This window comes from Propionivibrio sp. (assembly GCF_047602565.1).
Classification (GTDB): domain Bacteria; phylum Pseudomonadota; class Gammaproteobacteria; order Burkholderiales; family Rhodocyclaceae; genus Propionivibrio.
The window spans coordinates 42,865-55,062 of the sequence record NZ_JASGGX010000001.1 but is presented as its reverse complement, the minus strand read 5'-3'; the positions used below and the strand labels follow the sequence as shown (position 1 = coordinate 55,062).

Sequence of the window (12,198 nt, the reverse complement as noted above, 5' to 3'; positions counted from 1 at the left end):
AAGTGATCCGGGCTCGCCTACCGTTCCGCGCGCAGCTCGAAGCGGAACGAATCGCCCCGGTAGTAGATGTATTCGAAATCGATCGCCTGCCCGTCTTTGGTCCACGCCAGCCGCTCGACGCGCAGGACGGGCGCGCCGACCGCCACGTCGAGCCGGCGCGCCAGCGCCTCGCCGGCGACGTCCGCCTCCACCACCAGATCGGCATGATCGAGCGGCGTGGCATAGTCGTTTTCGATGATCAGGAAGATGTCGCGCGTCGCCAGATCCTCCCGCGCGAGGCGCTCGCCGAGCACGCGCCGCACGTAGGTCACGTCGAGCGAAATCGGCCTGCCGTCGGCGCAGCGCACCCGGCGTATTTCCGTGAGCGGGCTGCCTTCCGGCACCTGCAGGCGGGCGGCCACCTTCTCCGGTGCGGCGACGGCATCCACGCCCACCACCCGGTTGACCACCGTGATCCCCAGCCGCTGCATGGCCTCGCCGAACCCCTGCAGGCGTTCCGTTTTCTGGAACGGACGAGGCTTCGCCACGAAGGCGCCCTTGCCCGCGACCTTGAAGATCAACTGCTCGTTCTCCAGGTCGCTCAGGGCCCGCCGCACCGTGATGCGGCTGACGCCATACCGCTTGCCCAGCTCGCTCTCCGAAGGGATGCGCTCGTGCTGCCGCAGGCGACCGTCACTGATTTCCTCGCGCAGCGCCTCCTTGATCTGGGCATAAAGCGGCAAGGGCTGCTGCCGGCCGGACAATGGCGTTTGCTGTGGATGACCGGTCATGACAGGCATGTCGAAAAAATGTGGCGAGTCGCTGCCTTCACTGGAGAACGCCGCGCCGCGATTCATGCTTCCACCGGAAGCTCGATGCGCGCCGCCTCCAGCCCGCCGATCAGGGACTTGCGCACCTCGTCCTGCACCAGATCCAGACAGCGCTTCTTGAGGGCGATGAATTCCGGCGACACCACGATGTCCGCCGGCCTCGGCCTCGGCAGACCGACGGCGATCTCCTCGCGTATCCGCCCCGGCCGATGCGTCATCACCAGCACGCGGTCGGCCAGGATCAACGCCTCGTCGATGTCGTGGGTGACGAAAAGCACCGTCGGCTTCAGGCGTCCCCAGATTTCCAGCAGGAGCTGCTGCATGCGTTCGCGGGTCTGCGCGTCGAGCGCCCCGAAGGGTTCGTCCATCAGCACCACGCGCGGATCGTTGATCAGCACCCGCGCGATCTCGACGCGCTGCTGCATGCCGCCGGAGAGCTGGGCCGGATAGCGGTCGGCAAACCCCTTCAGCCCGACCAGATCGAGAAATTCCGCTGCCCGCTCCAGCCGCTCCCCGCGCCCGATCCCGCTCATCTTCAGGCCGAACGCCACGTTGTGCAGCGCCGTCTTCCAGGGGAACAGCGAGCTGTGCTGGAACACCATGCCCCGATCCGGGCCGGGACCGGCGACGGGTTCGCCATCCACCCGCAGGCTGCCGCCGCTCGGCGCCAGATACCCGGCGACCGCATTGAGCAGGGTCGACTTGCCGCAGCCCGAAGGCCCGATGATGCTGACGAATTCGCCCGCCTCGATCCGCGTGCCGATGTGCCGGACGGCCTCGAAGCGCGTTTTCCCCGGCAGATGGATGGCCACGTCGCGCAGCTCGATCCGTCCCGCCCGCTTCGGCAAATGGTCGCTCATGCGTGGCGCTCCTGGATGCGGTACCACGGCATCAGCACGCGGCCGAGCAATTTGACGAGGCCGCTGCTGGCCATGCCGAAGGCGCCGATGAACAGCATGCCGACGACGATGTCCGCGTAGTTCTGCAAGGTGTAGGACTCCCAGGTGTAGTAGCCGATGCCGTACTGCCCCGCGATCATTTCCGCGGTGACCAGGCAGAACCACGAGGTGCCCATGCCGATGGCCAGGCCGGTGACGATGCCGGGCAAGGCGCCGGGCAGCACCACTTCCGCCAGCACCGCCCAGCGTCCGGCCCCCAGGCTGCGCGACGCCGCGACCAGCCGCCGGTCGACGGCCTCCACCCCGTGGATCGTGCTGAGCAGGATCGGAAACAGGGCGCCCATGAAGGTGATGAAGACCATGCTCAGTTCCGACGAAGGGAACATCAGGATGGCCAGCGGAATCCACGCCACGCCGGGGATCGGCCGCAGCACTTCCAGCGGCGGCAGCAGCGCATCCTCCAGCCAGCGCACGCGCCCGATCAGTACCCCGAGCACGATGCCGCACAGCGCCGCAATCCCGAAGCCGGAAAAGACGCGGCCCAGGCTGTTCAGCACGTGCGCGGCGAGCTTCGGCGATTGGAAGAGATTCCAGGCCGCGATCACGACGTTCGTCGGCGCGGGAACGTACTTGAACGTGACAATGCCGAGATCGAGCCGCAGCGACGACGCCAACTGCCAGAGAACGACGCAGCAGGCCAGGGACAACAACCGGAGCGCGAGGCGTCCGGGGCGCAGCGTCCCGCGCCATCCGCCGACAGCGGCGGCGAAGCGGCGCTGCGCGGCAGCGAAGGACGCGGCCGGCCCGGCCGATCGCGCCGCCAGGGTGATGTCGGTGCTCATGGGTCACCCTGCCCGCTCAAGCGGCCGGCGCCGCGGCCTTGCGCGCCGCCGCATAATCCAGCACCGCGCCGCCCTTGGCCTTGGCCCAGGCATCGGCGTCCGCCTTCAGCAGAAAGGCCGACAATTCGCCCTTGGCGTCGCGCACGAACCAGGCCTGATGCGCGAAGAGCTTGATGCCGGTATTGCGGTCGTGGGCGTACACCACGCGCACCCTGCCTCCCGCCGCCTCGGCGGCCGCCGCCGCTTCCAGCGCGGTGTTCGGGGAGCCGTAGTGGCGGACCTTCGGCTCGCCCGCGATCCAGACCTGGGCCAGTTGCCGGAAGTCGACGATCTCCCTGCCGGTCCTGGCGTCCTTGGCCTTGAGCGGGGACTTGGCGTAATCCTTGAGCCGCGCCTCGTAGTCGAGGCCCGACTGCTTGTAGGCGGCGCGGATGTACGAGTCGTCGATGTACTCGTTGGCGTCGAAGTCGAGATCGGTTTTCTTCAGCAGCCGCAGGGTCTTCAGCGCGGTATTCGCGGCCGCGCGGAACTCCGGCTTCCAGGTGGCGTCCCGCGTCTGCAAGCCGAGCGGGCCGTGGAAGAGGTAGTTCACCTCGGCCTCGACGCCGGTGATTTTCTGGATCAGTTCGCTGATCCTTTCCGGGTCCTCGGTGGTCAGGCGGTCCGCCTCGATCACCGCGCGCAGGTAGGCCACCACGACCTCGGGATACTTCGCGGCGTAGTCGGCATCGACCAGCGTGCCGTGGAACGTCGCGTTGCCATCCTGCGAACCGTCGAAGATCTTGCGCGCGAAGCCGCGATACTGGAAGAGATCGGGGAACGGCACGAAGTTCGCGTGCGCATCGATCTTGTTCGCCTTGAGCGCGCTGCCGCCGACGTCCGGCGCCTGGGAAACCAGCGTCACGTCGCGCTCGTTGTCCCAGCCCTGCTTGGCGACGGCCCGCAGCAGCACGCCGTGCGCCGTCGAGCCGAACGGCACGGAAATCTGCTTGCCCTTCAGTTCGCCGAAGGTCTGGACGGGAGAGTCGACCGGCACGACGATGCCGTTGCCGCTGCCCTGCACGCTGCCGGAAATGACGTTGATGAACACGCTCTTCTTGCCCGCCGAGCGGTGGGCCACGATGTTCAGCAGGCCGGGGAACTCGGCCATCGAGCCGATATCGAGCTTGCCGGCCACCTGCTCGTTGGTGAGCGGCGGGCCGGAGGTGAAGCTCTTCCACTGGATGTCCCACTGGACGTCCTTGTACTTGCCGTCCCTGGGCAGGTATTTTTCGAGCAGCTTCAACTCCCGGATCACCAGTCCGCCCGTGGCGGTATTGATCGTCGGGTCCTGCGTGCCGATGGCGACGCGGATGGTTTCCGCCGAAACGGCGTGAAACGAAAACAGCACCGCCAGGCCGGCCAGGGTTCGATTCAAATGCATGTCTCTCTCCACGGAGGGGTTCGAAGTGGAGAGCAGGTTAGCGCGCGGCCTGTGGCGTTAGAACGAAGTTATTCCGATATCGATATGGCCTGTCATATCAGGTGGTCGCGGCCCCGCGGCCCCCGGCTCAATGCAGCACGAGGCGGCGCATCCAGGCCAGCAGGGCGCCGGGCAGGCGGTCGGGTTCGCGCAGCAGCGCGTAGTGGTGCGCGCCGAACACCCGCGCGAGGTAGGCCGACGCCGCGCGGTCGATGGTCAGGCAGAAGGGGCTGATGCCCTGCAGCCGCGCCTCGACGACCGCCTGGCGCAGGTCCTCGACGCCGTAGCGGCCCTCGTAGTGATCGTCGTCGTTCGGCTTGCCGTCGGAGAGCAGGAGCAGCAGCCGATGGCGTGCCGGCTGCCGCATCAGCGCCGCCGCGGCGTGGCGCAGGGCGGCGCCGGTGCGCGTGTAGTGCTCGGGTTCGAGCGCGGCGATGCGCAGCGCCACGGGCTCGGCGTAGGGTTCGTCGAAACGCTTGAGCTCGCGCACCGTCACGCCGCGCATGCCCTGGCCGGAGAAGCCGAGCACCGCGTACGCCTCGCGCAGGCTTTCGAGCGCCACGCAGACCAGCAGCAGCGCCTCGCGCTCGACGTCGATGACGCGCCGCCGGGCGCTCACCCAACTGTCGGTCGAGCCGCTGATGTTGACCAGCAGCGTGATCGCCAGCGAACGCCGCGCCGGCCGCGTCGCCCGGTACACCGCCTGGGCGAGCGGCCGGCCGGCGGCATAATCGGCGCGCGCCTCGACCAGCGCTTCGAGGTCGATGTCGTCGCCGTCGAGCTGGCGGCGCAGGTCCGCGCGCTCGGCCTTGAGCGTCTCGAAGCCGCGCCGGACACCGGCGAGCAGGCCGCGGTGTTCGGCCAGCGTCGTTTCCACCCAGGCCGGATCGCCGCCGGCCGCGGGCAGCAGATGCACGCGCGCGCCCGGATAGCGGTAGGCGCCGGCCTTGAAATCCCATTCGGGATAGTCGATGGCGCGCCCGCCGGCGCCGTCCGCGGCCGTCCGGGGAGCGGCGCGCGCCGGCGCCTCGGGCGGATCGTCGGCGAGCAGCACTTCCCTGCTCTGTCCCGGCGTGGCGATCTGCCGCGCCTCGGCCAATTCGGAGAGGTCCTCGGCGAAATCCTCAGCCGCCGTGTCGGCGTCGCGGTCGGTCGGGCGCTGCAGGCCCATCGGGTCGGCGGCCATTTCATGCGGTTGCGCGGTCTGCACCATCCAGGCGCCGGGCTCGGCGTCGTCATCATCGGGCGCGTTCCGCACGCGGGGCGCGCGCGCCAGGCGGGCGCTGCGCGGGGCTTTCTGGTCGGGCGCGGGCGGTTCGCCGGCGATGATTTCCGGCGGCGCCGCACCCGCCGGCGGCGCGCGCAGTTCGCCGGTCCACAGGTCCTTGAACAGTGCCGGGGTGTCGCGGGCCGTCGATCCGGCAAGGTCGCGCGCCCAGCTGCGCGCATGCTCCAGCACGGCGTCGGGCCGCGACGCCTCCGGCGCGCGGGCGAGCCGTTCGCGCAGCGCCTGTTCGAGCGCGCGCCGGCCGGCGGGGAAGCGCGCCAGCGGCGGCCGCGCCGCGAGCGCCCGCGCGCGCAGGGCGTGCAGGGGCCGGGCGAGTCCCGGCAGTGCGCGCATCAGCGCGGCGTCGGCCGCGTCCGCTTCGAGCAGCAGGACGAGCTCCCGTTCGAGCGGCGTGCTCGCCCGCGCCCACCACGCCGCGCTGCCCCGGCAGGCGCGCATCGCCTGCTGCAGCGCCAGCAAGCGGTAGGTCTGCGCAGCGTCCGCTTCGTCGTCGAGGCCGAGGTCAGGCGGCAGCCAGAGATGCGTGCCGTCGGTCGCCGGCAGCGCGGCGGCGACGCGCGGACCGCGACCCATGCCGGCGAGCCGCGCCAGCAGTCCGGCCGGTTTCGGCGGCTGCGCGCTGCGCAGGGGGAAGCTGCGCCCGAATGCCGCGGCAAGCAGCAGGTCGAGGCGCTGGGCGCAGTCGGCGAGCCGCAAGGTGGCGGCGCCGGCCGGCCGCGGCCGGTGCCGGCGCCACAGCGCCTGCACGTAGGCCGTGCCGTGGCGCGCCGCGTCGATGATGACGTCTTCGGCTTCGGCCATGGCAGGCTATTGCCCCAACCCGATGAAGTGGAAAGTCGCCGTCATACCGGCGGAAGCCGGTATCCAGTATCGGAGAGCAACCGCCGGCTGGACTCCGGCTTGCGCCGGGGTGACGGATTCACACATCTTCGGGCCTCATCGACAGATCAGGAAAACGCTGAAAGAACCGTCGCCTCGGCAAGCGCCGGAGCCCGGTTCCCTGGATTCCGGCTTGCGCCGGAATGACGAATCCGCAATGAATCGGCGTCTCCCTGGCCGTCTCTACGGAAAACAGGCGTCGATCAGGTCGTGCATGGCGCCGACCAGCGCGGCGTCGTCCGACAGCGGGCCGGCGATCGCCGCGTAGCACGCCGCGCGCGGGGCGACGCCGCTGGCGACGAGGCGCGCGGCGGAAATCAGCAGGCGCGTGCCCGGCACCTCGGCCAGGCCGCGGTCATGCAGTCCGCGCAGCCGCCGGCCGAGCTCGACCAGGGCGCGCGCGGTCGGCGCGTCGATGCCGGGACTCTCGCGCTCGATGATCGCCGCCTCGTGCTCGGCCGAGGGAAAATCAAAGTCGAGCGTGACGAAGCGCTGCCGCGTGCTCGGCTTGAGGTCCTTGAGCATGCGCTGGTAGCCGGGGTTGTACGAGATCACGAGCTGGAATCCCGGCGCGGCGTGCAGCAGCTCGCCGGTCTTGTCGATCGGCAGCATGCGCCGGTGGTCGCTCAGGGCGTGCAGGACGACCACCGTGTCCTGGCGCGCCTCGACCACCTCGTCGAGGTAGCACAGCGCGCCCTCGCGCACGGCGCGGGTCAGCGGCCCGTCCTGCCAGGCCGTGCCGTCGTGGCGGATCAGGAAGCGGCCGACGAGGTCGCTGGCGCTCAGGTCGTCGTGGCAGGCGATGGTCACCAGCGGCCGTCCCAGCCGCCAGGCCATGTGCTCGACGAAGCGCGTCTTGCCGACGCCGGTCGGCCCCTTGAGCATCACCGCCAGCCCGTGCGCGTGGCAGCGTTCGAAGATGGCGATCTCGTCGCCGTTGGCGAGGTAGAACGGCTCCGGCCGGAACTCGGGTCGGAGTTCAGGCCGGATTCCGGGCCGCAGCGCCACCGTCGCGCCGCCGTCAGGCATGGGTCGTGCGCGCGGCCGTGGCGGCGCGTGCCGGCGCGATCGAGTCGTCCGGTGCCGGACGGACGTTGACCAGGAAGCGCGGCGCGTAGCGGAAGAAGTCGATGGCGAAGAGCGCCACGCCGATGGCGAACAGCCCGCCGGTGCCGACCAGCATCAGGAAGTGCACCTGGATCTTGAGCTGCGTGTCGAGGTAGCCGAGCCCCATGATGCGTTCGAGATACACCTGGGCGATGCCCGCCGTGGCGAACGACAGAGTCATGCCGAACATGCCGGTCAGCTGCGTCCAGAACGCCCAGTAGCCCAGCGGCGTGCCGCGCTCGGGCCGGCCGGGCTGCAGCGCCGGCAGCGCGTAGGTGATCATCGCCAGCACGATCATCGCGTAGGCGCCGTAGAAGGCCGCGTGGCCGTGCATGGCGGTGATCAGCGTGCCGTGCGTCCACTTGTTCACCTCGGGGAAGGTATGGGCGAAGCCGAGCAGGCCGGCGCCGAACAGGGTGTAGATCGCCGAGCCGAGGGTCCAGTGCAGCGCCAGCGTGTTCGGGTGCTGCAGCCCCGAGCGGCGCATCGCGCCGTAGGCGTAGATCGCCATGCCCACCAGCGCCACCGGTTCGAGGGCGCTGAACAGGCCGCCGATCGGCAGCCAGTAGGCCGGCACGCCGACCCAGTAGTAATGGTGCGCCGTACCCAGGATGCCGGCGATGAAGACCAGGCCGACGATGACGTACAGCCATTTCTCCATGACCTCCCGGTCGGCGCCCGACAGCCGGATCAGCAGATAGGCGAGGAAGCCGCCCTGGATCATCTCCCAGACGCCCTCGACCCACAGGTGGATGGTCCACCAGCGGTAGAAGATCGACACGGTGTAGTTGTCGAAGGGCAGCAGGGCCGGCAGGTAGAGCACCGCGGCGCTGGCCAGGCCGAGCAGCAGCACCGCCTCGGGCGTGGTGAAGCGCTTGACGCGCCAGATCGTCATGCCGACGTTGTAGAGGAAGATCAGCATGACCACGACGATCGCCAGCTTGACGTACAACGGCTGTTCGAGCAGCTTGTTGCCGGTGCCGTAGCGGAACAGGTACCCGACCACGGCGGCGACGCCGGCGACGACGAAGAGACCGAGCTGCAGATAGGCCAGCCGGGTGCTGTGGATCTCGGTGCGCGACTCCTCCGGCACCATCCAGTAGGTGGCGCCCATGAAGCCGGTCAGCACCCAGACGATCAGCAGGTTGGTGTGGATCACCTTGGTCACGTCGAAAGGCAGGATGTAGAGCAGCGGGTCCGGCCCGAGGTACTTGGCGGCAGAGAGCAGGCCGAAGGCGACTTGCAGGCCGAAGAGCAGCATGGCGACCGCGAAGTACCAGTAGGCGACCGATTGACTCTTGTAGCGCATGGCGGCTTTCCTTCCCTAGAGCGTGGCTGTCGCGGCTATTTCAGGGTGACGAGATAGTCGACGAGCTGGTCGATCTGCGCCGGCTGCAGGCTTTCGCCGTAGGTCGGCGGCATGAACGAGACGCCGTTGGCGCCGTAAGTGCCGCCCGCGACGATGTGCGCGCTCGGTTCCACCACCGATTCGCGCAGGTAGCCCGCAACGTCCTTGGCCTTGCCCTTGTAGTCGGGCGACTGCAGCGTGGCGGCGGCGCGGTCGGCGACGCCGGCCAGCGACGGCCCGACCATCGCCACGCCGGCCACCACCGAGTGGCACGAGGAACACGCCGGCTGCGCGCTGCGGAAGACGTTCTCGCCGAGCGCGATCGGGTTGCTGCCGGCGTCGACCGGGCGCGCGCCGGGCGGCGGGCTGCCGAGGCCCGGCGCGGCCGCCGTGGTGACGTCCTGCGGCGGCCGGTCGCTGCCCGGCAGCGTGGCGCCGCTGACCAGGATCGGACGCGGCGGCCAGCCGGCGTTGTCCACCTTGCTCACCCAGTCGAGGAAGGCGATCAGGTCGGTGATGTCGGTGTCCGAAAGGTTCTGCTTGGGCATCAGGCGGCGATGCTTCTTCTCGTCGTAGAACTGCGACGGATCGCGCATGTAGGCCTGCAGGTAGGCCGCGCCGCGGTGCTGCGTGATCTTGGTCAGGTCGGGCGCGTAGTAGGCGCCCTCGCCGAACAGCGTGTGGCAGTTGATGCAGTTGTTGGCGTGCCAGACGTCCTTGCCGCGCTTCACCTCGGCGGTGATGTTCTGCGCCTGCGTGAGCTTGGGAAACTGGCGGTGGCTGTCGATGGTGAGGCCGGCGAACACCAGCGCGCTCACCGCCGTCGCGCCGATCGCGAAAAGCCGGGTCTGGCGCTTGTTCATACGCTGATTCCGCCCCAGTTATGCACCACGATCCAGGCGGTCCACCCGGCCGCCAGCAGCAGCAGCGCGAGCACCAGGCGATTGATCCAGACCAGCAGGCTGACGACGGCGGAGCTGTCCATGGCTTGTCCCCTCACAGGCGCGCAACACGATCTTCCGGCAACCGGCGTTCCCAGCTCGGCGAACGGTGCGACCCGCTGGAGAGTTTTTTCCGGCAACCTGCCCGCCCGATCTGACCACCGGTGCAAGCGTCGAGTTCCTTGGCCGGCAAGGCGGCATCGGCCGTCCGGCGCCACCGGACGGCATGCGCATGCCGGCGGACTAGCGGTTCAACCCGGCCGGTTCGACGTCCGCCCGGCTTCCCCGGACCACGCGCCGCCCATCATGGAGCCGAGCAGAAGGCCGATCACGAACAGCGCCGCCGGCAGCCGGCCGAGCCCGAGTCCGACCAGCGCCGTGCCGGGGCACAGCCCGGCGATGCCCCAGCCGAGGCCGAACAGGATGCTGCCCGCCACCAGCGGCAGGTCCACCGGCCCGGACTTCGGCCAGACAAAAGGCTCTCCAATGAAAGACCGGTCGAGCGCGCGGGCGCCGTTGAACTCGACCACGACGACGCTCAGCGCCCCGGCCATGACCAGCGCCAGCGACGGGTCCCAGGTGCCGAAGACGTCGAGGAATCCCAGCACCTTCGCCGGATCGCTCAGGCCGGAGACGAACAGGCCCGCGCCGAACAGCAGCCCGGACAGCAGCGCCACCGCCGGCTTGACCACGCTCATGCCGGACCGAGCACGTGGCGCCGGACGTAGGTCACGGCCATCGCCGTGGCCATGAAGAGCGCCACCGCGACCAGCGAGCGCCTGGAAAACCGTGCCAGCCCGCAAATGCCGTGGCCGCTGGTGCAGCCGTTGGCCAGCCGCGCCCCGAGGCCCGCCAGCAATCCGCCGGCCAGGAAATCGAGCGAGGACGCGGCCGGCGCGCCGATGACGCCGGCGGCCGGCACAAACGATTTCAGCAGCGTCGGCGCGATCACCAGCCCGGCGATGAAGGACAGCTTCCAGCCGAAATCGCGGCCGGCGGGATCGAGCAGGCCGCTCAGGATGCCGCTGATCCCCGCGATCCGGCCGATGCCGAGCAGCAGCAGCGTGCAGGCGACGCCGATCGACAGCCCGCCGGCCAGCGCCGCCGTCGGCGAGAAATTCAGCCAGTCGATCGACACGGCCGCGCGCCGGCGATCATTGCGACCACGGCAGGCCGCGCACCTTCCAGCCGGCGATCACGCGCTGGCCGGCCTCGTTCTTGTCGCCCTCGAAGCCTTCCAGGATGTTGAAGCAATTGCGGAAACCCTCGGCCGCCAGCAGCTCGGCCGCTTCGCGCGAGCGCACGCCGGAACGGCACAGCAGCAGGATCGTGTCGGTCGGCAGGAAATTCTTCCTGATGTCCCGCAGGAAACGCGGATTCAGGTCCCAGTCCTGGAACAGGCGCCACTGGATCTCGACGGCGCCGGGCACGCGCCCGATCAGCACCAGCTCTTCCTTGGTGCGGATGTTGACCAGCCGGGCGCCGGGATACTCCTGGCAGACGCGCCAGGCCTCATCCGGCGTGAGCTGGCCGCGATACGGGATTTCCCGTTCGCGGGCGCGGTTCTCGGCGCGATAAAGAATGTCGTCCAGGCTCTCGCCCGCGCGTGCTTCGGAAAGATTCACGATTCGTGCTGCGGATGCCGACATGGCTGTCTCCTGCGATGCGCTTCGATGATCGGTGGTTTGCCGGAACCATCCTAGCCAGCCGTCCGCGAAAACCGAACGAATTTCTCCTGCTTTGCTTATTCGCATCGGTGATATGGAGCCTCACGACGCCTCCCGCAGGCGTGCGCGCGGCGGCTCGGTGCGCAGGTCGAAGCCGTTTTCCAGGAGGTGCGCGCGCGGCAGCGGCTGCTCCTCGCCGCGCACCAGCGCGGAGATGCGCAGCGCGTGCAGCGCGTCGACGTAGCGGCGGACGGCGCCGGATCGCGCGGTTTCCGGCGGCCGCAGGCCGACGATCGTCGGCCCGGCGGCGCGCACCAGGCCCAGGCCGGGCGGACGCCGGCCGGCGCCCGCCAGCGCAATGCCGTAGCCGCGCAGCTTGTAGTTGGCGATCGCGCGCAGGAGATGCCCCGCATCGGCGTCCTCCGGCACGCCGAGTTCGAGGGTGATCTCGTCGGGCAGCAGGCCGCAGGCGCGGAGTATTTCCTCGAACGCCAGCCCGTGATCGCGCGCGACGCCGGCCACGTGGCGCGGATGCACCTTCAGCAGGAGCAGCCCGCGCGACTTGCGGTCGAGGTAGGTCAGGTAGTTCAGCGTGTGCAGCGTGCGCGTCAGGCGGTCGACGAACACCAGTTCCTCGCTGCTTTCGGGCAGTGCGAAGACCGCCGGCTCGGCGACGCTCTGGTAGCTGTGCTCCGCCGTGGCCAGCAGGCGCGCCGCGTGGCCGCGCACGCCGCCGCCGGCGGTCTCGACGATCGGCAGGAACTCCGATTCCAGCCGGAGGTGGCGGTAGCGGACGAGCACCCGGCCGCCCTCGGAATAGAACGGCGACGTGAGCTGCAGCTGGGAATGCGAGAACGGCAGCTGCGCGTTCAGGTAGCGGATGAAATCGGTCAAAGGCATGGCGGGCACCTCGCGGAATCGGCGTTGAGTCAGGATGCATACCCTACCCATGCGCC

Annotated in this window: 13 protein-coding genes; all 13 read right to left on the bottom strand. The window is 69.6% G+C overall.

The features are described from left to right. Positions 1 to 17: 17 nt before the first annotated feature. Complete coding sequence (locus tag QM701_RS00295; protein ID WP_415165115.1) at positions 18 to 770, bottom strand: GntR family transcriptional regulator; 753 nt, start codon at positions 768 to 770, stop codon at positions 18 to 20. 62 nt (positions 771 to 832) lie between these two features. Further along, entirely contained in the window at positions 833 to 1,669 is an 837-nt protein-coding gene (locus tag QM701_RS00290) for an ABC transporter ATP-binding protein (RefSeq protein ID WP_415165114.1), read from the bottom strand. Beyond that, positions 1,666 to 2,550 carry an ABC transporter permease gene (locus QM701_RS00285; protein WP_415165113.1) on the bottom strand — a complete coding sequence of 295 codons (885 nt, stop codon included), beginning with the start codon at positions 2,548 to 2,550 and terminating at the stop codon, positions 1,666 to 1,668. The genes QM701_RS00290 and QM701_RS00285 overlap by 4 nt, the downstream gene beginning before the upstream one ends. A 16-nt stretch (positions 2,551 to 2,566) precedes the next feature. Then, positions 2,567 to 3,973 (bottom strand): ABC transporter substrate-binding protein, encoded by a 1,407-nt coding sequence (locus QM701_RS00280; RefSeq protein WP_415165112.1) that lies wholly within the window; start codon positions 3,971 to 3,973, stop codon positions 2,567 to 2,569. 127 nt (positions 3,974 to 4,100) lie between these two features. Continuing rightward, positions 4,101 to 6,101, bottom strand: a complete 2,001-nt coding sequence (locus QM701_RS00275) for a nitric oxide reductase activation protein NorD (protein ID WP_415165111.1) — start codon at positions 6,099 to 6,101, stop codon at positions 4,101 to 4,103. A 261-nt stretch (positions 6,102 to 6,362) separates the two neighbouring features. Then, positions 6,363 to 7,208: a CbbQ/NirQ/NorQ/GpvN family protein gene (locus tag QM701_RS00270; RefSeq protein ID WP_415165110.1), complete on the bottom strand. Its 846-nt coding sequence runs from the start codon at positions 7,206 to 7,208 to the stop codon at positions 6,363 to 6,365. Then, on the bottom strand, positions 7,201 to 8,595 hold the full coding sequence (locus QM701_RS00265; protein WP_415165109.1) for a cbb3-type cytochrome c oxidase subunit I: 1,395 nt from the start codon (positions 8,593 to 8,595) through the stop codon (positions 7,201 to 7,203). Before QM701_RS00265 ends, QM701_RS00270 begins: the two co-directional genes overlap by 8 nt. 35 nt (positions 8,596 to 8,630) lie before the next feature. Then, positions 8,631 to 9,497, bottom strand: a complete 867-nt coding sequence (locus QM701_RS00260) for a c-type cytochrome (protein WP_415165108.1) — start codon at positions 9,495 to 9,497, stop codon at positions 8,631 to 8,633. Beyond that, on the bottom strand, positions 9,494 to 9,619 hold the full coding sequence (locus QM701_RS00255; protein WP_415165107.1) for a hypothetical protein: 126 nt from the start codon (positions 9,617 to 9,619) through the stop codon (positions 9,494 to 9,496). Before QM701_RS00255 ends, QM701_RS00260 begins: the two co-directional genes overlap by 4 nt. A 207-nt stretch (positions 9,620 to 9,826) precedes the next feature. Next, on the bottom strand, positions 9,827 to 10,273 hold the full coding sequence (locus QM701_RS00250; RefSeq protein ID WP_415165106.1) for a DUF6691 family protein: 447 nt from the start codon (positions 10,271 to 10,273) through the stop codon (positions 9,827 to 9,829). Beyond that, positions 10,270 to 10,713: a YeeE/YedE family protein gene (locus QM701_RS00245; protein WP_415165105.1), complete on the bottom strand. Its 444-nt coding sequence runs from the start codon at positions 10,711 to 10,713 to the stop codon at positions 10,270 to 10,272. Before QM701_RS00245 ends, QM701_RS00250 begins: the two co-directional genes overlap by 4 nt. 16 nt (positions 10,714 to 10,729) lie before the next feature. Further along, complete coding sequence (locus tag QM701_RS00240; protein WP_415165104.1) at positions 10,730 to 11,224, bottom strand: rhodanese-like domain-containing protein; 495 nt, start codon at positions 11,222 to 11,224, stop codon at positions 10,730 to 10,732. Between the two features lie 120 nt (positions 11,225 to 11,344). Continuing rightward, entirely contained in the window at positions 11,345 to 12,142 is a 798-nt protein-coding gene (locus QM701_RS00235; RefSeq protein WP_415165103.1) for an EAL domain-containing protein, read from the bottom strand. Positions 12,143 to 12,198: the final 56 nt, after the last annotated feature.